This window comes from Acinetobacter sp. MYb10 (assembly GCF_002980175.2).
Classification (GTDB): Bacteria; Pseudomonadota; Gammaproteobacteria; order Pseudomonadales; family Moraxellaceae; genus Acinetobacter; species Acinetobacter guillouiae.
Window position 1 is genome coordinate 1,918,821 of record NZ_CP058272.1, and the last position, 22,740, is coordinate 1,941,560.

At 37.8% G+C, this 22,740-nt stretch carries 37 protein-coding genes; 14 read left to right on the forward strand and 23 right to left on the reverse strand.

Annotated elements, in window-relative coordinates; genetic code table 11:
- From CQZ96_RS09000 to CQZ96_RS09100, 21 genes are all read right to left on the reverse strand, one after another.
- The gene (locus CQZ96_RS09000; protein ID WP_105713167.1) at positions 1–732 is read right to left on the reverse strand and encodes a hypothetical protein; all 732 of its coding nucleotides are present in this window, start codon (positions 730–732) and stop codon (positions 1–3) included.
- 96 nt (positions 733–828) lie between these two features.
- Positions 829–1,380, reverse strand: coding sequence for a hypothetical protein (locus CQZ96_RS09005; protein WP_105713168.1), 552 nt, complete (start codon positions 1,378–1,380; stop codon positions 829–831).
- A 98-nt stretch (positions 1,381–1,478) separates the two neighbouring features.
- A complete protein-coding gene (locus CQZ96_RS09010; RefSeq protein ID WP_105713169.1) occupies positions 1,479–2,606 on the reverse strand; it encodes a minor capsid protein in 1,128 nt (375 codons plus the stop codon).
- A 3-nt stretch (positions 2,607–2,609) separates the two neighbouring features.
- On the reverse strand, positions 2,610–3,962 hold the full coding sequence (locus CQZ96_RS09015) for a DUF4055 domain-containing protein (RefSeq protein ID WP_105713170.1): 1,353 nt from the start codon (positions 3,960–3,962) through the stop codon (positions 2,610–2,612).
- 40 nt (positions 3,963–4,002) lie between these two features.
- Positions 4,003–5,496 (reverse strand): terminase, encoded by a 1,494-nt coding sequence (locus tag CQZ96_RS09020; RefSeq protein WP_105713171.1) that lies wholly within the window; start codon positions 5,494–5,496, stop codon positions 4,003–4,005.
- 12 nt (positions 5,497–5,508) lie between these two features.
- On the reverse strand, positions 5,509–5,928 hold the full coding sequence (locus CQZ96_RS09025; protein ID WP_105713172.1) for a hypothetical protein: 420 nt from the start codon (positions 5,926–5,928) through the stop codon (positions 5,509–5,511).
- Positions 5,929–5,964: 36 nt separating this feature from the next.
- Positions 5,965–6,654 carry a DUF6988 family protein gene (locus CQZ96_RS09030; protein WP_171287894.1) on the reverse strand — a complete coding sequence of 230 codons (690 nt, stop codon included), beginning with the start codon at positions 6,652–6,654 and terminating at the stop codon, positions 5,965–5,967.
- A 78-nt stretch (positions 6,655–6,732) separates the two neighbouring features.
- Positions 6,733–6,903 carry a hypothetical protein gene (locus tag CQZ96_RS09035; protein WP_171287895.1) on the reverse strand — a complete coding sequence of 57 codons (171 nt, stop codon included), beginning with the start codon at positions 6,901–6,903 and terminating at the stop codon, positions 6,733–6,735.
- A gap of 235 nt (positions 6,904–7,138) precedes the next feature.
- Positions 7,139–7,297, reverse strand: coding sequence for a hypothetical protein (locus CQZ96_RS09040; protein ID WP_171287896.1), 159 nt, complete (start codon positions 7,295–7,297; stop codon positions 7,139–7,141).
- Positions 7,298–7,380: 83 nt separating this feature from the next.
- Positions 7,381–7,599 carry a hypothetical protein gene (locus CQZ96_RS09045; RefSeq protein ID WP_105713173.1) on the reverse strand — a complete coding sequence of 73 codons (219 nt, stop codon included), beginning with the start codon at positions 7,597–7,599 and terminating at the stop codon, positions 7,381–7,383.
- A 107-nt stretch (positions 7,600–7,706) separates the two neighbouring features.
- A complete protein-coding gene (locus CQZ96_RS09050; RefSeq protein WP_171287897.1) occupies positions 7,707–7,880 on the reverse strand; it encodes a hypothetical protein in 174 nt (57 codons plus the stop codon).
- A gap of 36 nt (positions 7,881–7,916) precedes the next feature.
- Complete coding sequence (locus CQZ96_RS09055; RefSeq protein ID WP_105713174.1) at positions 7,917–8,129, reverse strand: hypothetical protein; 213 nt, start codon at positions 8,127–8,129, stop codon at positions 7,917–7,919.
- A 145-nt stretch (positions 8,130–8,274) separates the two neighbouring features.
- Positions 8,275–8,709 (reverse strand): hypothetical protein, encoded by a 435-nt coding sequence (locus CQZ96_RS09060; RefSeq protein WP_105713175.1) that lies wholly within the window; start codon positions 8,707–8,709, stop codon positions 8,275–8,277.
- Between the two features lie 9 nt (positions 8,710–8,718).
- Entirely contained in the window at positions 8,719–9,111 is a 393-nt protein-coding gene (locus CQZ96_RS09065) for a DUF1064 domain-containing protein (RefSeq protein ID WP_105713176.1), read from the reverse strand.
- Positions 9,098–9,478 (reverse strand): HNH endonuclease, encoded by a 381-nt coding sequence (locus tag CQZ96_RS09070; protein ID WP_105713177.1) that lies wholly within the window; start codon positions 9,476–9,478, stop codon positions 9,098–9,100. The genes CQZ96_RS09065 and CQZ96_RS09070 overlap by 14 nt, the downstream gene beginning before the upstream one ends.
- Entirely contained in the window at positions 9,468–9,926 is a 459-nt protein-coding gene (locus tag CQZ96_RS21670) for a gp58-like family protein (RefSeq protein WP_228722793.1), read from the reverse strand. Before CQZ96_RS21670 ends, CQZ96_RS09070 begins: the two co-directional genes overlap by 11 nt.
- A complete protein-coding gene (locus tag CQZ96_RS09080; protein ID WP_105713178.1) occupies positions 9,919–10,140 on the reverse strand; it encodes a hypothetical protein in 222 nt (73 codons plus the stop codon). The genes CQZ96_RS21670 and CQZ96_RS09080 overlap by 8 nt, the downstream gene beginning before the upstream one ends.
- Positions 10,137–10,649 carry a hypothetical protein gene (locus CQZ96_RS09085; RefSeq protein ID WP_105713179.1) on the reverse strand — a complete coding sequence of 171 codons (513 nt, stop codon included), beginning with the start codon at positions 10,647–10,649 and terminating at the stop codon, positions 10,137–10,139. Before CQZ96_RS09085 ends, CQZ96_RS09080 begins: the two co-directional genes overlap by 4 nt.
- Positions 10,646–11,320 carry a hypothetical protein gene (locus tag CQZ96_RS09090; protein WP_105713180.1) on the reverse strand — a complete coding sequence of 225 codons (675 nt, stop codon included), beginning with the start codon at positions 11,318–11,320 and terminating at the stop codon, positions 10,646–10,648. The genes CQZ96_RS09085 and CQZ96_RS09090 overlap by 4 nt, the downstream gene beginning before the upstream one ends.
- The gene (locus tag CQZ96_RS09095; protein WP_228722794.1) at positions 11,317–12,198 is read right to left on the reverse strand and encodes a hypothetical protein; all 882 of its coding nucleotides are present in this window, start codon (positions 12,196–12,198) and stop codon (positions 11,317–11,319) included. Before CQZ96_RS09095 ends, CQZ96_RS09090 begins: the two co-directional genes overlap by 4 nt.
- Positions 12,191–13,120: a hypothetical protein gene (locus CQZ96_RS09100; RefSeq protein ID WP_105713181.1), complete on the reverse strand. Its 930-nt coding sequence runs from the start codon at positions 13,118–13,120 to the stop codon at positions 12,191–12,193. Before CQZ96_RS09100 ends, CQZ96_RS09095 begins: the two co-directional genes overlap by 8 nt.
- 76 nt (positions 13,121–13,196) lie before the next feature.
- Between CQZ96_RS09100 and CQZ96_RS09105 the strand changes: the two genes are divergently transcribed.
- A complete protein-coding gene (locus CQZ96_RS09105) occupies positions 13,197–13,397 on the forward strand; it encodes a hypothetical protein (RefSeq protein ID WP_105713182.1) in 201 nt (66 codons plus the stop codon).
- 98 nt (positions 13,398–13,495) lie between these two features.
- Here the strand turns inward: CQZ96_RS09105 and CQZ96_RS09110 are convergent, their stop codons facing one another.
- Complete coding sequence (locus CQZ96_RS09110) at positions 13,496–13,852, reverse strand: hypothetical protein (RefSeq protein WP_105713183.1); 357 nt, start codon at positions 13,850–13,852, stop codon at positions 13,496–13,498.
- Positions 13,853–13,860: 8 nt separating this feature from the next.
- The gene (locus CQZ96_RS09115) at positions 13,861–14,082 is read right to left on the reverse strand and encodes a transcriptional regulator (RefSeq protein WP_105713184.1); all 222 of its coding nucleotides are present in this window, start codon (positions 14,080–14,082) and stop codon (positions 13,861–13,863) included.
- Positions 14,083–14,209: 127 nt separating this feature from the next.
- On the opposite strand from CQZ96_RS09115, the gene CQZ96_RS09120 reads away from it, so the two are divergent.
- The 13 genes from CQZ96_RS09120 to CQZ96_RS09180 all read left to right on the forward strand — a co-directional run bounded on the left by CQZ96_RS09120 (position 14,210) and on the right by CQZ96_RS09180 (position 22,531).
- Complete coding sequence (locus tag CQZ96_RS09120; RefSeq protein WP_105713185.1) at positions 14,210–14,983, forward strand: LexA family transcriptional regulator; 774 nt, start codon at positions 14,210–14,212, stop codon at positions 14,981–14,983.
- Positions 14,984–14,998: 15 nt separating this feature from the next.
- Positions 14,999–15,301 carry a hypothetical protein gene (locus CQZ96_RS09125; RefSeq protein WP_105713186.1) on the forward strand — a complete coding sequence of 101 codons (303 nt, stop codon included), beginning with the start codon at positions 14,999–15,001 and terminating at the stop codon, positions 15,299–15,301.
- Between the two features lie 43 nt (positions 15,302–15,344).
- Positions 15,345–15,671, forward strand: a complete 327-nt coding sequence (locus tag CQZ96_RS09130; protein WP_105713187.1) for a hypothetical protein — start codon at positions 15,345–15,347, stop codon at positions 15,669–15,671.
- 325 nt (positions 15,672–15,996) lie between these two features.
- Positions 15,997–16,143, forward strand: a complete 147-nt coding sequence (locus CQZ96_RS09135) for a hypothetical protein (RefSeq protein ID WP_171287898.1) — start codon at positions 15,997–15,999, stop codon at positions 16,141–16,143.
- Between the two features lie 2 nt (positions 16,144–16,145).
- Positions 16,146–16,832: a hypothetical protein gene (locus CQZ96_RS09140; RefSeq protein ID WP_105713188.1), complete on the forward strand. Its 687-nt coding sequence runs from the start codon at positions 16,146–16,148 to the stop codon at positions 16,830–16,832.
- Positions 16,833–16,999: 167 nt separating this feature from the next.
- The gene (locus CQZ96_RS09145; RefSeq protein ID WP_105713189.1) at positions 17,000–18,055 is read left to right on the forward strand and encodes a hypothetical protein; all 1,056 of its coding nucleotides are present in this window, start codon (positions 17,000–17,002) and stop codon (positions 18,053–18,055) included.
- A gap of 26 nt (positions 18,056–18,081) precedes the next feature.
- Positions 18,082–19,218 (forward strand): ATP-binding protein, encoded by a 1,137-nt coding sequence (locus CQZ96_RS09150; RefSeq protein ID WP_105713190.1) that lies wholly within the window; start codon positions 18,082–18,084, stop codon positions 19,216–19,218.
- On the forward strand, positions 19,215–19,568 hold the full coding sequence (locus CQZ96_RS09155; protein ID WP_105713191.1) for an acetyl esterase: 354 nt from the start codon (positions 19,215–19,217) through the stop codon (positions 19,566–19,568). Before CQZ96_RS09150 ends, CQZ96_RS09155 begins: the two co-directional genes overlap by 4 nt.
- Complete coding sequence (locus CQZ96_RS09160) at positions 19,558–20,067, forward strand: hypothetical protein (RefSeq protein WP_105713192.1); 510 nt, start codon at positions 19,558–19,560, stop codon at positions 20,065–20,067. Before CQZ96_RS09155 ends, CQZ96_RS09160 begins: the two co-directional genes overlap by 11 nt.
- A complete protein-coding gene (locus tag CQZ96_RS09165; protein WP_105713193.1) occupies positions 20,051–20,317 on the forward strand; it encodes a hypothetical protein in 267 nt (88 codons plus the stop codon). Before CQZ96_RS09160 ends, CQZ96_RS09165 begins: the two co-directional genes overlap by 17 nt.
- A complete protein-coding gene (locus CQZ96_RS09170; RefSeq protein ID WP_105713194.1) occupies positions 20,314–20,796 on the forward strand; it encodes a methyltransferase domain-containing protein in 483 nt (160 codons plus the stop codon). The genes CQZ96_RS09165 and CQZ96_RS09170 overlap by 4 nt, the downstream gene beginning before the upstream one ends.
- Positions 20,797–20,982 carry a helix-turn-helix transcriptional regulator gene (locus tag CQZ96_RS09175; RefSeq protein WP_105713195.1) on the forward strand — a complete coding sequence of 62 codons (186 nt, stop codon included), beginning with the start codon at positions 20,797–20,799 and terminating at the stop codon, positions 20,980–20,982. It begins immediately after the preceding gene.
- Positions 20,983–21,412: 430 nt separating this feature from the next.
- Entirely contained in the window at positions 21,413–22,531 is a 1,119-nt protein-coding gene (locus tag CQZ96_RS09180) for a Fic family protein (RefSeq protein WP_105713196.1), read from the forward strand.
- The last annotated feature ends 209 nt before the right edge of the window (positions 22,532–22,740 follow it).

A 22,740-nucleotide genomic window follows, 5' to 3' on the forward strand; every position in this document is an offset into this window, starting at 1 on the left:
TTAGTTTTCCTTAGTTTTTAATAACTGTTGAAATGCGTTTGGATTTTCACGAGCAATTGCTGCTCGTTCTGATTCTGTATAGTCAGACCATTTTTTAGTTGATGTTCCTGAACCTGGTGCACCAGAACCCTGTGCTTTAGGGAAGAAATACGACTTGGTTTCACGCAGACTTTCGACCCATTCTTTAGGGCTCAATGGTGTTGTGCCATCTTTCCCAATGATTGTTTCGCCATTGGCATCGATCATCACAGCATTGCCTTTTTCATCTAAAGCAAACTGAGATAAAGCCAAAGCCGTAACATCGTCTGTCGCTTCCGCTAAACCACCAACACCGCTGAATGCTTGTGCAATCTGACCTTTCACTACCGACTGTTTAAACTGGTTTGCATATGCTTCCGCTTTATTTGCTCGCTCAGTTTCAGCCTGTAGTTGTTTGTCATGGTCCTGCTTCATTTTTTCAGTACGCTTTTGAATGACTTCATCAATCTTGCCCTCGGCAATCAGTTTTGATTCTTCATCCATATTGGCTTTTGAAAGAAGGTCTTTAACTGCTGTTAAATCCACCCCTTCCAATTGCTTTTTAATGCCTGAAAGCTCTGTGTTTAAGTCTTTGTTCTTTCCAAGTAGCTCATCATTTTTTGCCTTCAAGCCTTTGACCTGTTCATCCACGGCATTTTTGATTGCGTCTTGAATCTCAGGGTTGTTTAAATCAACTTTATTGTCTTCTGACATGTAATATTCCTCGAATAACCGCCTTGCGGATTTGTGAACCTGAGCTTTGCGCAGGCAATAAAAAACCGCCTTTCGGCGGTTTTAATTAATTTCAGATTAATTTTTAAGCAAATCGTTTAAATCACTCCAACTGTACCAATCGTAAAGAACTTTTATTATTGTGGTGAGGCATACAAGGCATATTATCCAATATCCTAGATTTATAGTTCCACTTGATAAACCAGTTACTTCAATGAATGCATTTCTAAAATTGTCTTTGTCAGCATAAAATGCTCCAGGAATTATTACCATGAATAAAATCATAATACTATTTAAAACTCTAATTTGAACACGACCTTTTCGAACAGAGTGTAAATAAGTGATTTTTCCATTTCTATTTCTTGATAACCTAAATGAAGCTCTATTCCACACAAAAGCCCAATACAAATCTTCAACATTAGCTGTATCAAATTTCTCTAAAAAATATTCAAATTCATCAATTTTTGCATTTTTAGCGCCTGTTAAAGCTGATGTTGCTGCATTTAATAAGAGTTGCTTAACCTTAGGAGATTCATTGAGCTTTCGGATTCGATCTCTTTCATTAAAAAATAATTTTAATCTCTCATAACGATCAAGATTTTTCTTACGGACAAATGATGGAGTTATCATCTCAATGATCTTTTCAAATATTTGCAAGAAGTTCATATTTTTAAATTAATAGTAAAATAAAGGTATAGTTTCACTCAATTTAATATAAATGCAAAAAATTAAATCCCCAATTCCTTAAAAGTCTTCTCATCCATTTCTTTTAACTGCTTCAATGTATATTTCTGATCAGTCAAAGGGTCAATGAACCGTTGAATTGGATATTTACCAGTTTTCCATAATTCATACCGCGACTTACCAAGCCAACTGATTTGATATTCTTTGCTTTGGTGCGGAAACCAATCTTTGTAAGAGGTATTAGCATCAACCTGACCTATCTTGCCATCACGCTGATCTTTAGGAATATCCTTAACTGCTCGATTATCTGCCACAAATGGTCTTAATCCAGCAACCTTCCCATCGGCATCTACGCCAAGCAAAGTTGATCTACAATGGGGATGCAATGGAGGATGCCTGATACTCGGATCACCTTTTTTCCATATGGTTTGATCTAAAGACGCACACAGTAATGATGTTCTACCATCCAGCACGCTAAAGAACTTGTAGAAATCAAATCCCAAAGCATCCCAAGTAGACAAATAAGATTGATTTGACACATGACTTCGCGCGGTCCTAACCACCCGTTCCACATCTTTAAAAGATTGATCAATTAAGCCGTCAAAGTGAACTTTCTTCCCATCAATGGTTCTGTCATAACCGCGAATACGTTTAATGATTTCATAATTAGTTTGACCAGAATTAATTCCATCTCGAATCGCATATTCAACTTTTTGGCGTGCTGTAGTGGCAATATTCTCAAGTAAGCTATCAACCAAAGCACCACCAGTTAAAGGTTTATGCCTGATCTTGGTATACCACTTTTTCCCGTCAGGCTCCTTAATTGGATTATTTAGTGCCTTGGATAACCATATTGACTCGTAAACTGCGAATGCCGTTGCTGTTACTGCAAAAGTTTCAGGCAGCGCGATACTTAGGTTTAAGAACCACTCATTAATAAGACTGCGCACTTCTTTGAGCTTTGGTGTTGTGTATTGTGCACCAGATAAGGCTACTTTCTCTTGATCGCTTAATTCATCCAGCAAATCACGAAGTCTCACAACCATTTCATTTGATTGATTGCTTAAAAGCTGCCACATTTCATTAACAGTTTGACTCGATGCCCGATACAAATAAGTTTGATGCTGAATAAATGCATTTAGAAACGCTTGCTCTTGAATCGAGTTATTCATGGTCTAACCCATATTTAGTGTGCCTTCAGTTTCTTGTTCAACCTTAAGCAATTCTTCTTGATACCCACCTTCAGGAAGTTTGCCTGTAGCAATATAATCCCAATAAGTTGAGAACGAGTTTTTACCAGCCAAAGCACCTTCATAAAGTTGCTTAGCTAGGTTAATGTCATAGGATTGATTGGAGAATTCAGCTTTCACTGTAAATACATAATCATTAGGATTTAGACCAAGCCATTGCGCTGCATATTTTAATGCCTGCTCAATACCTTCGGCTGCACAAGTCACAATACTGTGTAAACTCGCATGCTGATCATCTTGTCTCGCTCGACGCGCTTCACCTGATTCTTGAGTGTTGGTATCAATAACCTTGGCGCCAGCTTCTAATGCAGCATTCTTTTGAGAATCCATTTCAGCTTTGGTTTTATCAATGCCTACGCCTTCGATCTCTAAATATCCACACTCAGCACCCTGAGGTAAATCCCAAACTGCCATTACACCAGTAACACTGATTTCATCATCATCCGATAGGCCACTAATCCATGGTTGCGGATGAGCTGTATGATGAAGTGATTGAAAATAGTCAGCAGATAATTGGTAATACTTAATCGCAGCCTTTGCCATTGATAAGAGTGGAATTGATCCAACATTTGAAGAATTGTTGGTTGCACCAATAAAAACAAAAGTAATAAAACCTAGACTATTGTTTCCAATTTTTGGTGTTTTTTCTTCAGTTTTCCCACCATCATGTAGGAACACTTCAAAATTACCATCATTCAATTCTAAAGAACGCTGAACTGTCTTTGTACTATGACTGAACTTATCTTCACCTGAACTATGTTGTTCTTCTAAGACAACCAATGTTGTATCTTTCCGTCCATCAACACTGTTCTCCTTCCAGTTGATGATAGACAGTGCATCATACAGAGCAAAATAAGGTTTTCCATCACCATCTACATCGATGTAAAGCCCACAACGGCCAAATTCAATAATCTGCTCAACTATTCGGATGAATAACTGCTTTAATCCAAAACCATCATTTGTCGCATTTTCTTCTAAATGCTTCATCAAATTGCTTTTGATCTGAATTTCAGGAGTAAGTTTAGAAACCAATCCAATCATAGTTCTTAATGAATCTTGGACCCATAATGGATATTGAGCACGTTGCAAATATCCAGCGTAAATCTCTTTACCTAATGGACTTTGTTTTTCAGCTTCGATTTGACCTGCTGATTTTGGCAGATACTTGGTTGTAGCTTCTTTTATCGTTTCTTCGCCAGCAACAGAGCTAGAATCCCGCATCAATTGCCAACTTTTTTTGACCGCTGCGTACTGCGGATGTTGATCTGTAACTGCCATATTAATACCAATAAAAAAAGCACCCGAAGGTGCAAACTATTTAAGCCATTCCTCGAATTCTTCGAGTTTTGACTTTTCTTTCTCGCTTGTTCATTGCTACACCAAACATACGGAAGGCATCGGCACCATGAGAGGTGTGATCATGTAGAGGTTTATCTTTCCAACACCCTTTTTTGTCATCCCACTCTTTACGATAGTTTTCTAAATGAGAAATACCTTCTTCACACTTGGTTTCATCAAACTCACAATATTTAAGGATTTCACGAGTCTGTTCTATACCATCCATCACACCTATGCTTTCCACTACTTCAAATCGAACGGAATAGATTTCACCATCGATTTCATAACCTTCTTTAGCGATATCTAGACGAGATTTAGCATCACCTGTTAAAGAACGGTTTTTGATGTCGTGTGGTGCGTAGTGTTTTGAATATGTGTAGCCTTTATCTTTCAACACTTTAAAATAATGTCTTAAGCCTTCACCCGAGTTTTCGTAGTAATCAATGACTTGATAACATTCATCAGAAATTTTCCTGATAAACCAAATTGCCATTGAGTCTGAAACGCCTAAATCCCAAAAGGTCATTACTGGCAAATGATCATTACTTGGTAATTCGCCAACTCGGCCATTTGCATATAAGAATTTAAATTGCTTCTTGTAATATGCCCCTTCAACTGATTGCTGAAATGCTTCAGATGGAATGCTTGGATATTCTCGCTTGATGTCATCACCAAGCGTTTTCTCTTTTTGCCAGTACCACTGTTGTTGTTCGGGTGTGGTGTTTATACTGTATTTTGCCTTCAACTCAGCAAAATAATCTTTTAAACGCTGCGGTATTTCTCCAGCAACTGGTAAGGCGTATTCACTATTTTTCCACCAGGAGAAGAAAAAGAATTTCCAATCTAAGATTCCTAATGTTCTACCTTGTAATTGAAGCTTTTCAGCTTCCTGGCAGTAATCATAAAAATAACCAGCCTTACCCTCAGCAGTTGATTCAAGCGTGATTTTTCCATCAACACTTACAGCTTCAAAAGCACCAGTAACAATTTCACGCGCTTTATCTGGATATTTAGCACAAATTTTACCAAACTCAGAAATATGCAGCCGTTTTAATGTACCACCACGAAATGATGTACTTACCGTAACTGAACCGCCCTTTTTAAATACCAACTCCTCTTTTGTTTCAATAAGAAGTGGATTGGCGGCTCTTAAAGGGTGAGGTAATTTCTCATAAGCATATTTAACTTTCTCACGAAACAAGCGCTTGGCATCATGTAAGGTGTGCGCAATCAATGCACATTTATCAGACATGAACAAAGCAGCATCTAATTGAATAATACAAACTTCTGTTGTAAACCCTAGCTGCCTTGCTTTTAAGATAATGTTTCTTGACCACTCGTTTTCGAAGTATTCAAGTTGCTCAAGAGTCATCTTGAATTTGACTTGTTTACCTTTTTTATCAGTGATGTAGTAGAGGTTATTTAATCGCCAGTGCTGATCAACAAGTCTTGCTCTATGCTCAGGTTTAAGCATATGCCCTCCTTATTAATCTCCTTTGCTTAATTCATCCATCAAATCGGAAAGAGATTGAATTTCTATAGTGCCTGAGTGCTCTATCTTTCCTACAAACATACCAAGATGTTTACCAAGCATTTCAATTGCTTTGTTAGCTGCTGCGCGGTTGGGCTCTGCACCACTCATGCTGGCTTCTAAATTGTCCTTTAACTTACTCAGCACGTAATAAGAGTCCAAACCAAGTTCATCCGCCCGTTCTTCTTGTAGAAACTTAATTCTCTCTTGAACATCTGGTCTTAAAATAGCTCGAAATGCGTTTGATTTATCTGTATAGCCTGCCTTTTCCCCTGCTTTCTTTTTACTCGCAGTCTCAACATAGGCTTGGGCTAAATTTTCATGTTGCTGATTTGCTAGTGGCTCACTCCCTTTCGGAAGCTCAATATCTTCCATAAAGGAATCTCCAATAAAAAACCTCCCGAAGGAGGCTTATTTTAAATGACCATCTGTATAATATTTTTCCACCCTAGCCCCTATTTCAGGATCTACATCTTGAACTAGATAAAAACAATTACTATATTTTTCATGGAGGTAATGTATGAATTTCTGTTTATCTGGAACTGTAAGAATAAGCATAATTTGTGCAGCAGCAGTCACTAGATTATTAGATTGCTTCATTAATATAATTTGCATCTCATCTTTAACACCCATAATGCTTCTAGTAAATGACTGTTTACCAGTATGCACAAAAGAGTTTAACTGCTTGAGATGGTATTTTTTAAAGTCACACAAATGATCTATAACTGGCTTTGCAGGTGAGTTTGCTTTACTCAATTTATCTAACATTTCAGTAAGCCCAGGACAAGTATCACTTATAAACTGCTCTTCGAATGTGTTGCTAAAGTTCAACTTTGAAACTTGGTTTTCTGATGCTAAGAAAAATAACCAATAGGCCCGAACTACAGACTCAAACTGAGCTCTAAGCAAAACCATAGCTTGAATAGGTAAATCATTTGCTAAAAGATTATTTACCCCAATCCCATGGTTAAAAGAAATATAAATACACTGTTCTACCAATTCCAATCTTGGTCCACAATCTACTACATCGCTGCAAATAATTTCTTCTTTGAGTTCACTAATCATTTCTAGCGATGATTCAAAAATTTTTAATTTATCCATTTAAATTTTTAATAGTTAAAAATAATGACTGGTCTATATTAATATATTATTCAACCATATATCCACACATTCGACCACTTACACTCTTAGACTTTCTTCTAAATTACGAATAAACCCATTAATCTGCTTCACCCTCATCTCACACTGATTCTTAAACGCCCACGTTGAATTAAGATGATTAAGTGAAAGTAAACGCGCTTTATCTTCTTCGAGTAGTTTGAGGTTCTTTTGTGCTTCGGTTTTGTCCATAAGCGCTCCGACTGTACCCAGTATTTACCATGTTGCTGAATGCATTCTTGGCACTTGCGACATCTTCTTATTTCTATACCTTTTATCATTACTGATAATTCTGCATGAACTGGATGTGTGCAAAAACCAAAATGCTTACGAACCATGCACCATAGTGTGATTAATAAAGATTTCATCCCACTTTCTCCAAGACAAAATAAAACCCCTTTCGGGGCAAAGGAAAATTTAGAATCAATCAATCTTCTAAATATTTCTGAACCAATTTATCTACATCAGATGCACGCTCTCTCAATGCTTCTTTTGTGTCATATGGGATACGTGGATCTAAGCCCATTCCACGCATAAAATTTGCAACTGATTCGAGCGCTTCCAATAATTCTTCATTGCCTTTCATCTTCACTTTCCTCTAGGCATTAAAAAACCCCTTGGGAGGGGCTTAAACAACCTGCTTTAGCGGGTTTTAATTAATAAATGATATTAATAAAGATTTATTAAGTCTGCTTCTAACTTTGCAATATCCGTGTTTAGGCGATTAATTTCATTATTATACAAACGTTCAACTTCCTTAGGATTTTCATCAAAATTCACCCCATCCTTTTTTAACATTTTTACAAACACCCTTAACTCCATTTCGCCAAGTACATATTTATAGTTTTTAAGATCTTTGATTAACATTTCTAATTCATGTTTTTCCATGATAAACCCCTTAGTTATTGGAGATTAATTTATACCACAAAAACAAAAAGCCCACTTCTCGATGAGCCTAATTGACCTTTCAAAATAAGAGATTATCCCTCATTTAATCACCCCTGCCTTGCCAGCTTCTCAGCCTCAACAAACGCATCATGAAAACTTACTTTATCTGAAAACCAAAACTTATATGTCTTTTCACCAATTACGATTGACTGTTGAAAGTAATCGTTCGGACTTTTCTCTACAACTTGACCGCTCTGTTCACCACCAATGCAAATATTCATGTGTTTTCCTATTTATCGGTGGGAGTGTAGCACTTATTAGCTTAAATTCTTTGGTATATCTTCCATTGTGAACTCTACATCATACTGAGTCTTAATGAATTGAAATAAATCATCAAACATTGCTTGATAGCTTTCAGCCAAATCATTAGCAGCTCTAAGGCTTTCAGTGGCATTAATTGCTATTTCTGATAGCTTTTTATTTTCAGCCTCAAGCCTTTCTATTTCCTTCAGAAGAACATCAATATTCATTGAACTACACTCTGAGTTTTTCCATAGCATAGACTAATTTCAGAAAAGCAAAAAGCCCACATAAGTGAGCTTCATATCTAGTGGATTACCATAACTTCGTCCACTATAACAGAAATATGCCATATTGCGGTCGACCAGTCAATATCTATCCAATCTTCATGCGGTTATCACGAGAATGAATGGCAAACTTCGCACAGCTGATCATTGTGTGAGTCATTTGTTTTGATTGATTAGTAATCTCAGCCACAGCACTTAGACTTCGATTCTCCACCTTGTGCTTAACTAAACACATCACAGCATACTTAACTTGGTAATCTACTGAATCACTCTTAAAAATACTTCTCAGCAATGCCTGTACCTGCTCTGCCTCAAAGTCACTAATTTCACAACGGATATAACACTTCGAGTTACGTGGCGTTTTATCTGCTTCACGAATCAACCAATAGATCTGGTTGACATGCAATCCGTCAGGCAATTCACCACCTTTCAAACGAGCGGTTTCACACCAAGCGCCAAATTGCTCAAGCCATCCATCAATTGTGTATTTAGACCAATCCATAATTCTCACCGCTGCGTTCATAATTGCCCCTTAAACCTCTAAAATCTCTATCCCATGCACTGACATCATCAAATGCTTTTTGATTCGATACTCAGCAAGACTTCTCGAAATCTTACTTTTGACATCTTCAACTATCTGGCACCCATCTTTGAGATAGACAAAATCTGCAATGTATCGCAAAGCTGGCTTCTTACGTGGCTCATTGCTAAATCTGACCGAATCTGCGAGTACAAACGCGTATTGCGTCTGTAGTTCTCTGATTTCCCCTGCACGCTCAAGAATCTTTAACTCTCGATAACGTCTTGCTTCTTTGATTGAATCGAACTTAAGACCATCACATTCGATAGTCTTGTTCTTGTATTTTGGTTGTCTTGACCTAGCCACTGGCTTCGACTGCGTTTGCCACCCTTTAGGAATTTGCATTGTTGGCTCCCACAATCTCAAAATGAAAAACAACAGGCTTTTGCACAAATTCAATCAAGCCAAATCGCATTAAATGCCGAACCTGTGGACAATCACGGATGATCTGAACATCTCGATAATGAGCAAGCAAATCACGCCATGCTTCCAATGACATAGACCGCTTGTTGTGATTGCATGCTGTACAAGCTGGTACTAGATTTTCAATAACATCATTTTCAGGTTTAGATGGCTTCCCAGTTTTAAGGTCACGTACAACAGCATTCAGATGGTCTGCATGCCATTTCTCACCAAGCAATTCACCGCAGTAAGCGCAGTGACCATCAAACATTTGTTTTAATTCTTCACGTTGCAATGCATTAAGCTTCATGCTCACCTCGCATGCCCTTACCAATGCCTGTCAATCTATAAATATCTTCAACTACTCGCTCAGCACATTCATTCCAGCCCTTATCAAAGAGATCATGCTCATAAGAAATTGACTTGTGAATTGCTCCACTTAAATGCTTTATTGCGCTTTCAAGCTCTTCAATCCGCTTGTCTTTCTCTTCAAGTGCTTGCCAAGTTTTTTTAATTTCACTTTCAAAACCTTTAATTTGATCTCTTTTGAGTCCGAGTTGAGCTTTTAGGAAATCAACCTCAGCCTGTCGGGATTGCCAACCCGCTTTAAAATAATTCTTATATGTTGGTTGTTCGCCCTCAATTGTTGCTAAAGCTTTAGGAAGTCTTTTTTCTTCACCTAATGCTTTAAATCCATCAATAAGCTCTTGTTTTTGTTTATCGAACTTTTTATTAAACTCAATGATTAACTTATCCATGACGTTCTGCCTCCAAATCCTTGAGTTCGGCTAGGGTGGTTTTTCTCTCATAAATATTCATGTATGTGTAATAACCACTAGAACCAGCGTAAATCATATTAAAGTTATCTGGCTTTTCCTTTGCTTGTTTATAACCCAACCGCTCCAACTCCCTTACCACATCATCAAGTGGTTGCTGATCATTGATCTCGATTTTCATATTTTTAAATTTCATAAATCCACCACCTTCGTACTCGGGCTAACGTGGTTGCGAATGTCGCTACAATTGTCTGTGGTGTCATCAATGCGGTGACCGGCTTTGATTTCTTCTGGGGTGGCGTGACTTAAATCACCAACCCATGTTTTATAGACATTTAATTTACCGATTTCAGTTAGATCAACCTCTAAACCATCGGAACGAACAACCCTAAAAAGCTCGTTGGTCTTTGTTTCACCATTTGGGAACATGATTCTAGAATCATTGAAACAGACCAAATCCCCCACCTTAAACTCTCGGCTGTCATGCTCTGCAATGGCGGTGCGGAGGTTGTTTAGGCCAAACTTCATTGACTTACTAAAATCTCGCTCATATTCATTTGTATTAGAGTTGTGCCAAAGCCACTCTTCAGACCATTGATAATAAATAACAATATTATTTACTAGACCGTAATAAGCACACTCAACAGGCGCCCCATCCACAATCTCTCTCATCTGCTCAATAGTCAGGTTGTTTATAGTTGTCATAGTGCCACCACTCCACAATACTTTTCTGTTATCTGTTTGAGCTTGGCTCTCTGTACCTTTTGCCATTCAGCTCTATAAGCTTTTCGATATGCTTTTTGATCCAATTCATTGATTTCTTTCTTCAATCTTCCTTTGATTGCACTTTCGTTGATTGAATAGTCAAAACTCAGCAAATGCTTTTTAACTCCTTCCCATCGATCTTTCTTCATAACAGTTTCGCCATACATGGTTGACTTCAATGTTGTTGCTGAAACACCTGTCAACCTTGCAAGCAATGCGATATCGCCATGTGATGCCTTGGAATGAAACTCTTTGAATATTGATATTTGCTCTGCGCTTAATTCAGCTTTAGCCTTTCTTTTTACAGCCTGTGATTGAGCGTCTTTAATTCGTTTACGCTCTTTATCACTCTGTCTTTTTGCTTCAATCTCAGCTTCAGTTTTAGTTCGCTTAGGTTTTAATTCTTTCTTAGCCTTAGCCTCTGCAATTGCTGCACCCATTATTTGTTTCATGTGCGATTGAGCATTTGATTTATTGAACTCTTGCTTAACCTCATTTGAAACGCCATAAGGCACATGTTCGATCTGACCACCACTGCTTAAGAATTCTGACAAATCCCAAGCTGAACGATCTTTGATGTAAAGTGATTCGCTATTGGTTCCTGTTCTCATACCAACTCCCCTTGCATCATTGCTCTACGCTTCTCAACAATCTGAGCAAGAGTCATTTCATAATTTCTAATCACGTTTGGTACTGGCTTGCCATCTTGTGCCAATCTCGCTTTGTACTGCTCCATATCGTCGAACGGATCAATATGCTGTTCTTCCACCGCTTCCCATGGCTGAACGTCCTTAAGCTCAGGCTTCATCTTGTTCACATTGCGTTTTATCTTGGCACCCAATTCGGCTAAAGCTTTTTGAGCTGTAGTTTTATACTTCTCAGCATCAGCTTGGATCTCAGCCTCAGTTTGCTTGTGTTCTAATTGAGCCTGTGCAACTGGTGCAGTTAAAAATCCCTCCAACTCTGCTTGTTGTATTGCTGTGATTTGTTGATCTTTGTTGGTACCCAAACTCGTGTTATAGACTGGTTTCAACCCTTGATCTTTTGCTTGAGTCACTAAACGATCATACGCATCACAAAAGATTTTCTTTGCTTCAGCTCGTTGATACTTGTCACCAGTCTTGACCAGTTCTTCACAGCGACTGAATGCCGTAGACATTTGCTCAGTCCAGATCACAGTCAATTCTTCGCCATCAAAACCAATAGATTTTTCAGCAATTGACCAAGCCTCATGAGCACCTAACCAATCGTCAGTTTGTGGCTCGCACCATGAACGGAATTCAGGGATTGTTGGCGGCCATTGCTCATGGTCCATACGCTTAATCCCACGTTGGAAATCAGCCGGTGATAAACCTTGATATCGCTCAACCATTTCAGTTGCTAACTCATCAACCTCAACACCTGCCCATTGATCAATAAACTTTTTGCCGTAATTAATACGCATTTTAGAAATCAGACGTTGTGCGTCTTCTTTGGTGAACTCACGCATGACCCACCTCACTTACCAGTAACTGCTTTTTTGGCGTGATATCTATCTCACTTTCGCCAAAGGCTTGTTGTTCGGCTTGTCTCCAACGGTCGTGTTCAGAGGCAGTACGTTGTGCAGCGGTTTGATATTGCGTTGCAGGTTTAGGCGCTTGAAGAGGTGTCCGTTGCTGACGCTCTATCCATTCGAATGCTTTACCTAAAACTTGATTTTTAACCATTCGCTTGTTGTGTGAATAATTACTCTCAAGTTTCACAATCAAAGAGTTTAGTTCGTCTTGAGAGATCTGCTTTAATCCACCCATTTGAAGTTTTGTGTTCACCTCATTGAGAGATAAATCAAAACGAGAATCTTTGGTTTCAAGTATCAGGTTTCCACAATCAGGAATCCGGTTAAGGGAATCAGGAATCAATATATCAGCACGGCTAGACTGAGGATTGTCTAGGGCTTGCCCTAGGTTTTCATTAGAATCACCATAAGTTAATGAATTTAAATCATTTATATATTCTTGATTTTCATTAACAGAGATAGTACTAGCATCCCCAACTGGTTCACACCCTAGACTAGACTGAGGCAAGTCTAGGTCTTGACTAGGTTTTGAAAAATACCGTGGTACATCGTTTATTACCTCTTTATGATGAGGATTTTGATGTTTGCAAAACTTAGGAAGATAGATGCATTTTCTATTTCCAACTTCATATCGAATTAAAAATCCACTGCTTTGTAATTCATTAAGCATTTTTTCTACATTTACATCATCAGCAGGAAATAGTGACATTCTGATTTTTTTGGGTTTATCTTCGACATAACCCTCGCGATCACAAAGTGTCCACAAACCAATAAACAAAAGGCGTGTTTCAAATGGAAGTTCAACAAGATCTTCATTTATAAAAAATGAAGGCTTTATATTTCTAGACCTAGCCATTTTTCACCTCTTGAATAAAATCTAACTTCTGAGTAGATTTAACCAACTGAATGCAACCAATTAATAAGGCTTTAAGATGACACTTATTCGAAAACAAAATGCCATTGATGTTTATGCTGCAGAAGATGGCCAATACATTGTGATTTGTGAAGAAGAGGGCTTTTTCAATGAAAGAGATGGCCAACATGTGGATGTTTTCGTTAATATTGATATCGCTCACATAGACTCCGTTATTGAAGCTCTTCAGGCTGCCAAGAAAGAAATTCTTGACCGATAAATTGCCTTTATTCGATTGATCTGCTAAATTTGATTTCATATTCAATTCCTTGTAGTTTTGAATTACCGACCACTCCAGTTACCGCTGGCAGTGGTTTTTTAATATCCAAATTCCGCCAATCGAGGCGCAATAGAAGCAAATTGATAATCGTTGATGTCGCCTGAGTTGGTGATTTGCATACGAGCCAAAAAGAAAATTGCTTCAACAAATTTTCGGTCATAGCATTCATAACTACCTGGTATTACTTTCAGACCAAGCTTGTCCAATAAGACGCAAATAGTTTCAAGATCGGTCAAGCCATTGTTTTTCTTGTCGTTCTTAAACTTTGATACCCAAGGACCATCAAATCCTATTTCTTCTCCTAGAGTGGCATTTACAACACTTCCAAGGGATTGCAAAACGAGCGAGTGTGTATTTCTAGCTCTTGCGCTTAATTCAATTGATACTTTGCTCATGGTGGTTCCTAAGCTGCACTGGTCTTTCTAAGAAAGAAGTCAAAGATGCTTTTGTGGGTTAATTTCTTGTCGCTCGCATCTACCATTTTTTGAATGGTTTCCATGCTTGGTTTTTTTCGACCATGGATAAGATGAGATTCCATATATCCATAAGAAATTTTTGTTGTTTCACAAAATTGGATGCGTTGATCTTTATCAAGACCACGCCAGAAATCGTAAAGGGTAACCATAAATACACCTTAAAGGTAAATTAAATATAAATATACCCGCAAGGTAAATAAAAAACAACCTCTCAGGGTATTTATTTTTTCTACCTGAAAGGTAAATTACTTAATATTGAATAAAGGCGAACTTAATATGGCTGAATTGAAAACAATTCATGAAATTAGACTTGGTAATACCAAAAAGCTGATGAAAGAATCTGGCTTAAGTCGCACAGAGTTTGCTGAAAAAATTGATATGTCTTACAACTTATTTAGCCAATATATTGGTAAGAACCCAACAAAGAATATTGGTGACGATACAGCTGAAAAGATAGAGAAAGCTTTCAGCAAACCTAAGGGCTATCTTGATCAATCAGACAGTGATTCTTTACTAGGTATAGGTAGCTTTAACAAACTTGATATTGAAGCATTCAAAAAGCAGCACAACATTGCAGATGGCGAGGAAGCTGTTTTATTCTCGAAAGTGGCTGAAAAACCATTCGTGATAAGTAAAAGATGGGTTCCTGTCAAGGCTTACAGCAAAATGGGCATGGATGGCTTTTTCACAGATATGGGTTATGAAGGTAATGGTGGTGATGGTTATATCCCAACTCACTCTGGTGGTGAGAAAGCGTATGGAATTAAAGGAACTGGCGACTCCATGTACCCTGCTATTCGTAATGGTTGGTATGTTGTATGCGATCCTGATGCAGAGCTAACTCCTTCAGAATTTGTTCAAGTTTGCTTAAAAGATGGTAGATGCACTATCAAGGAATTCATTGGTATCCATAACAATGTCCTTAACCTTTTAGCTGTGAACGGAAGTGAAAGGATTACATTTGATATGGATGATGTGGAAAGCATTACCGCTATTACAGACATTATCCCACCAAGTCAGCACAAGCAAGAACACCCTAATTCCATGTAAAGATAAGAGAATTCTATGATCGCAACACTTAACAAATACAAAACTGCGCTAACGATTAATCGTCAAGAATTTAAATTGGCATTAGGTAAAATTGGTGCAGGAATTGATAAACAGATAGCTTCACTCAAGAAAGCCAAGCAAAGCTATGACGCTGCGGAAATAGCAAGGGAGGTCATTAGTGAAGCAAATATCTTTGAGGCCATTATTGAAGGCTTTAACGAAGCAGAAGAAACCAATCTAAAGTTAACTGACATAACCAATCTTGAAGTGGCACAAGGATGGATAGATGATTTTTTAGAAACATATTCAGAGGCTTAAAATTTCTCTAAAAAATATAAACACTTAAGAAGATTCAATCTCTATGGAAACTATTTCATTTTTATGCTTATTGACATTTTCAATGTTTGGATGTGAAAAGCCTGAGCAAATTTCACCTGAACGTGAACAGCTTCTTGAAGAATATAAAGAAGTGGATCTAAAAATTACATCGTATCTTGGAACTCTGGCAGCACCAACTACACCGATAGAAGAACGCAAAAAAGTTATTTGTGAGGAATTTCCTATTACCTACAAACAAGAATACCTTCCGATTTATCTAAAGCTAGCTGAGCCTGCAGATATTGATACAAGTACAGATATTCTAAAAACAATCGATTCGTATAAAGCTAGATACAATATTCAGTGCTAGTACCAAATTATCAAAAAAAACCCACCCCGCGTGGGTTTTCATTTACCTGTAACACCGAAAACTTATAATCAACACCAAGGTTACTAATAGATAACCTGTAATAAACAAGTTTGGTCTATCTCACCCTGCTATATGCAGGGTTTTCTTTTGCCTATTAAAACACAATTACAAAAATACACCTACAAAGTATAAAAATATTTTAATTATTTCACCTGCAAGGTATTTACTTTATTTTACCTGTTAGGTATATTTTATCTCATACACAAACAAAACCCCCGAAGCCGGTCAAAGCAATTCGAGGGTTTTACCAAATGGCGAGGTAATTATGTCACACAAAAAACCACAACGTCTACTGACGATCGAACAGATTTCGAATCGTCGCTTATGGGATAAGGCTCAAAGCTTATTCCTTGGCTCAATCATCATCTTTTTAATCGGTGCGATGTTTTATATCGCTTTGGTAAGGGGGTGAGTATGGAACGCCCTATTTTGTTTAATACTCCAATGGTTCAAGCAATTTTAGAAGGCCGCAAAACTCAGACTCGACGCATAGTTAAAACTCGAATTGTTATTGAACAGGCGGAGTTTGAACTAGGAAACAGACCTGCTGTTTTACACAGCGAACCAAGTCTTCAACATTATATTGATAACGACTGCCCATATGGTCAAGTAGGTGATTTTCTTTGGGTTCGTGAAACATTTTGCTATGGATGCATAGATGAATGGGATGCAGAACATCCAGATGATAGAAGGTTGTTTGTTGATCAATATGATGGTCGCAAACAAGATCCTATTCCCAAGCAATGGTGCTTGGAGAATAACGTTGAAATAGATGATGTTATATGGAAGCCATCAATTCATATGCCTCGTTCAGCTTCTCGCATTTTACTTGAAATTACAAATATTCGTGTTGAGCACTTGAGTGATATTTCAAGAGCGGATTCGGTAAGCGAAGGGATAAAAACTTTTATGGTTGATTGCAGTCGTGATGGTTTAAAGACTGCTTTTAAAGACTACTCATCTGACAACAACGCTATTAGCAGAAATAACCCAGTTGATTCATTTAGAACACTTTGGGAATCAATTAACGGTGCTGATTCTTGGGCTGTAAATCCATGGGTATGGGTGGTCGAATTTAAGGTTAAGGAGCCACAACAATGAATATGCTTTTTAAACAACCTATTTATGGCATCGATTACATTCATTGCGTCAACTGTGGTCGCACCGTTCAAAACAAAACAGCCTTTGGCACAAATGGTCACTCATGGAATTGTTCATGTGGTTGGTTTAAAAACATTTGGTCTTGCAAAGTGGCTTAGGAGAATAAAATGGAATTACAAGTATTAGAACAAAATGCGATTGTAGCTGCATTTGCAAAGCGTGGCGGTACAGATGAACTCTTTGATCGTATTGCTCAAGAAGCACGCTCACACGTTCCAGATGTGACAACTAAAAAAGGTCGTGATGCGATTGGTTCACTTGCTATGAAAATCAGCAAGTCTAAAACCATTATTGAGAAATATGGCAAAGAAGTAGTTGCTGAACAAAAGGCGCAAATTAAGCTAATTGATGATGATCGAATTTCAGTTGTTAAAAAATTTGATGAGCTACGTAATGAAATCTTAGCCCCACGTGATGCATGGGAACAAGCTGAAAAAGACCGTGTGGCTAAGCATGAAGGAGCCATTGAAACAATCAAAGCATATTTCGCACCTACCTTTATTGATTCTGAAAATATCAAATTATCAATTCAGCATGTTGAAAATACAGTTATTGATTCATCTTATGAAGAGTTTGAAAATCAAGCTAAAATTGCAAAATTTGAAACACTTGAACTTCTAAAAAAAGCTTTGGCTGACCGTGAAAAGTATGAAGCTGAGCAAGCTGAATTAGAACGTTTGCGACAAGCTGAAATCGAACGCCAACAAAAAGAACGTGACGAAAAAATTGCACGTGAAGCAGCGGACAAAGCACGTGTTGAGGCTGAAGCAAAAGCACTTGCGGATCGTAAAAGAGTTGAGCAAGAAAAGCTTGAAGCAGAACAACGTGAAGCACGCTTAAAGCTTGAAAAAGAACAGGCTGAATTGCGCGAACAGCAATTAAAGCAACAAGCCATTGAGCGTGAAAAGCAAGCTGAAATTGATCGTCAAAAGGCTGTTGAGGCTGAGCGTTTGCGTATTGAGCAAGAAGCTAAAGCCAAAGAAGATGCTGAGCGAAAAGCAGAAGAAGCTCGTATTGCAAATAGAGAGCATATGCGGTCAATACATAAGGAAGTCACCAAAGCTTTGCTTGGGCTTAACACTGGTTTATCAGATGTACAGATCAAAGACCTTATTACTGCAATTGCTAAAAACCAAATTCCACACATTTCGATCAAGTACTAAGTACTTGGTCAATGGGAGTAAATTAAATGGCTATTCAAATTATTACTGCTGATCAAGCGCTTACAGTTAAGGCAATCATCACATATATCTATGCCGATCCTGGTCTTGGTAAAACTTCGATGGGTTTCACTGGTGATAAAGCAATCTCGTTTGACTTTGACAAAGGCTCACATCGTACTGGTGAATTACGTCGTGGTGCCGTGGTACCGGTTCAGAAGTGGACTGACATTGGCAATCTGACTGAGCAAGACTTAGCACCTTACAACACAATTGTTTTGGATACTGTGGGCGCAATGCTTGAGTGCATTAAGTCTTACCTACTATCAATTCCTAATAATCGTCAGAAAGACAATACATTGAAATTAAAGGCACAAGGTGCTGCAAATGTAATGTTTAAAAACTATGTACACATGTTGATTAGCATGGGGAAAGATGTTGTTTTCTTGGCACATGCTTCAGAAGATCAAAATGGTGATCAAGTTATTTATCGCCCAGATTTAGGCGGTAAAAACCGTAATGAACTTTATCGAATCGCCGATGTAATGGGTTATTTAACTACTGTAAGAACACAAGAAGGCAAAACAGCAAGAGTTATTAACTTCAATCCTTCAGATACTCATCATGCAAAAAATGCGGGTGCTTTAGGTGGTGAAACTGGTGAGGTTTGGGTGCCAGACTTAAAAGATAATCCAATGTTCTTGGCAGATTTAATCAGCCAAGCAAAGGATCACATTAACACCTTAACCCCTGCTCAATTGGCAGCAAACAAAGCTATTGAAGAGTTTAATAACTTTGCTCAAAGCTGTGAAGAAGCGATATATGCAAGTGATCTGAATCAATTAACTGAATCATTAGATAAGGAACACACCTTCTATCACAACATGCGTCAATCAATGGTTAAGCGCGCAAAAGAGCTTGGATGTGTATTTGATAAAGAACGTAATGCATGGTCTAACCCTCCTGAATTTAATGCTATTTCAGATGTTCAGCGTGATGAGCTTCAAGACATTATTTCTCTAAATAATCTCGATGTTAAAGAAGTCTGCGAACATTTAGGTATAGATGCCCTTTCAGCAATTGAACTATCTCATTTCTCTGACGTTAAAGCAGAAATCACACGTATTGCAGTGGAAGGCTTCAATACTGAGGGGGCTACTCAATGACAGCATACTTAGCAATTATGGCAAACGGTGAAAGTGTTGATGCGGTTCGCATTGGCTCGCACTTTGAAAGCTTAACTGGTGAAATCTTAGATCCAATCTCATTAATCAATTTTGATCAAATTACCCGCGATCAATATGCATTTGAGGCAGATTTCAAAAAGTACACGTTGAAAGCGGATTTTAGTAAATATGACAGTCTTGTTTATCGAAATTCACTCACCGATGCTGCTTACAAGCTTTGGCGTATTCGTGGCGGATTGCCAATGAATGACCCTGAATACAAGGTAATTTCAAAAGATACCTATATTCCGCAATCCCCTATTTACCGTGGCCGTCGAGGTGAATCATGACCCTCCTAAAACTTTACTCAACTTTAATGGCGTGGTGGTTGTGATGGACATTAATAAAGAACAGTTTCAAGAACTAGCAATAAGAATTGGTTTCGATATTTACGAAGAAAATGGCGAATTCTTTTATGCGGAAACAAGAATGGCTTATGAGCTATTTCAAGCAATCAAAACCAAAGCCACCCCTGAAGGGTTTGTTTTGGTAGACAAAAAACATACTGAAGATTGGTATTTAGATGATCATGAAGGCATGTGGTGGGATCAAGATGGAATTGATAACTCTCTTTGTGATTTAGATCCTGGTCAAGTTCAAGCTGTAGAGCATAAAGAGTATTTAATCACTGAAAGCAATACGCTCTATGCAACCAAAGTTTGGGATGAATCTGATGATCAAGTAGGATTTTGGGAATTCTTTAAAACTAAGGATGAAGCAGAAAAAGCGGCTGCACACTGTAAAGCAATGATCGAAGCACAGGAGCAAAGTCATGACAATTCAAACTGAGGAAATCGAACTTAAGCAAACCTGTGGTGAAAGCCCTGAACAATACGATGCTTTCTATAAGGGTAAACAAGTTGGCTATCTCCGCTTAAGACATGGCGAATTTAGAGTTGATTATCCTGATTGCGGTGATGAGACAATTTTCTATTCAGAAGAAATGCAAGGCGATGGAAAATTTAATGATGATGAGCGTGATGAATTTCTTCAAAAAGCCAAGCAAGCGATTGTGAAGAGATTAGGAGAAGTGGCGTGAATCAAAAATTACTTGATCCTTGTTGCGGTTCTCGCATGTTTCATTTTGACCGTCAAAATCCTAATGTGACTTTTGGCGATGTTAGAAAAGAAAATCACATCCTTTGCGATGATCGCCAATTAATTATTAATCCTGACATTCAAATGGATTTTCGCAATATGCCATTTGAAGATGAAAGCTTCCATGGTGTTGTATTTGACCCACCTCACCTATTACATGCCGGGGATAAAAGTTGGCTTGCATTGAAGTATGGGAAACTTGGCCAAGATTGGAAGAATGATTTGGCCAAAGGTTTTTCAGAGTGCTTTAGGGTTCTTAAACCAAATGGAATTTTAATTTTTAAGTGGAATGAAACTCAAATCAAAGTTAGCGAAATTTTGGCATTAACAGATCGCAAACCTTGGGTTGGCCATCCAAGTGGCAAACGAGCCAACACTCATTGGATTTGTTTTATGAAAGAAGAAAAGGAGGTAGACTGAATGACAATACGGCTTTTAGATATTAAACAAGTTGAACAAAAAACCAGTTTGTCTAAGCCAACTATATATAACTGGATCAAGTCAGGTTACTTCCCTGCTTCTAAACTGTTTGGACAAGGCAAAAGACAGTTAGCGCGGTGGAAAGAAGAAGAAATTGACGACTGGATTAAACAACATTACACTTAATTAAAAGCCTCTATATAGAGGCTTTAGTTTTATGAGCACTTTATATTTTAGCGGTATATATAACGGTATTATATTTATGTGTAATTATTATAATCATATAAATCAATATATTAACACATATCTTCGATTCCCGCAGGGCGCACAATTAAAGAAGAATAAAAAAAAATTCTCTTTACCAAAATTAAGACAATAAAATTAAGCCTTACAAAAGTTTTCGAACGGTAATTTTAATCATGTTTAAGGCTGATGATAAAAGCTAAAGATTAGATTACTTGCGCCCAAATATTAAAAAACCTAAATATACAAAATTATAGTTATGGATCTAAATCGATATAAACGAGCTAATTAAGCATCTTATTCAACTCATATAGTGAGCCGAATATATGCTATATTTAGCTCCTCTTGGAAAAGTTCTAAGTGGAGATTTAAGATGCAAGAGTGGATTTGGCAAACCAACAACTGGACAAACTTTAGATGGGAAGATGAAATCATCTTACCCAAAACCAGACAGATTCATCAAAAAATTGGAATTCTACTTGGGCAAAGTCAACATGATTTAGCCAAAGAGCAATTCACCTTAAATACTCTACTTGCCAATCTTGTTGCATCATCCGCGATTGAAAATGAAACCTTAAATGTGTATTCATTACGTTCCTCACTTGCATGTCGTCTAGGCGTTACGCTTGACCAACCTTATCCAAGTTCGGACAGATCTGAAGGTTTGGCCAATATCATGCTTGATGCGCTGAACAATGTGAAACAACCACTTACTGTTGAACGTCTTATGCAATGGCATCAATGGCTTTTTAATGATCCCGATTGGACAATGCAGCGCTTACGCATTGGTCAACTCAGAGGTTCAGAACCAATGCAGGTTGTTTCTGGTCGATTGGATTATCCGACAGTTCACTTTGAAGCACCTCCTAGAGAAGGACTTGAAGAACGTTTAGAAGCCTTTATAAATTGGTTTAATCTTAGTCAAACCGATGCGTTGCTTGATCCCCTACTTCGTGCGGGTATTACTCACTTATGGTTTATCACACTGCATCCTTTTGATGATGGTAACGGGCGTATTACCCGTACACTAACAGACCTGGCCTTAGCACAAATGGATCAGCAGAGTATTCGCTTGTATGCAATGTCCCCTGTTATATTAAACAAGCGTAAAAGTTACTATGAAATCTTAGAGCAAAACCAAAAAAATGATTCCAATATCACTAATTGGCTTGTCTGGTTTTTAGACACCTTAAATGACAGCCTCGAAACGACGTTAAAACAAATTAATCGAACTGTATTTAAAAGTCAGTTTTGGTATAAATATTCAAATTTAGATCTCCATGAAGGACAACGCAGGGTATTGAATCGCTTATTAGATGGTGGAGAAAATGGCTTTGAACATGGTATTAGTGCCTCTCAATATCAAAAGGTTGCTAAAGTCAGTAAAGCAACAGCTACTCGGCATTTATCCGACCTGTTAGAAAAAGGATGTATAATCAAATTGGAAGGTGGTGGACGCAATACTCGCTATCAAATCAATTCCCTATTATAAAAATAATACCCTTTTTAAAGGTGTTTTTTGCGATAAAGCCAATTTACTTAAAATATTTTTATCGTTTTTGAATAGATAAATCAAAAACTTAAATCCTATAAGGGCGCACAATTGAAGAAGAATAAAAAGTGACTTTCTGTCTTTACAAAGATGTAATATTGAACCACTTATATGGCCAAATAAACTCAGCTTTGTTTTAACTAACTGGT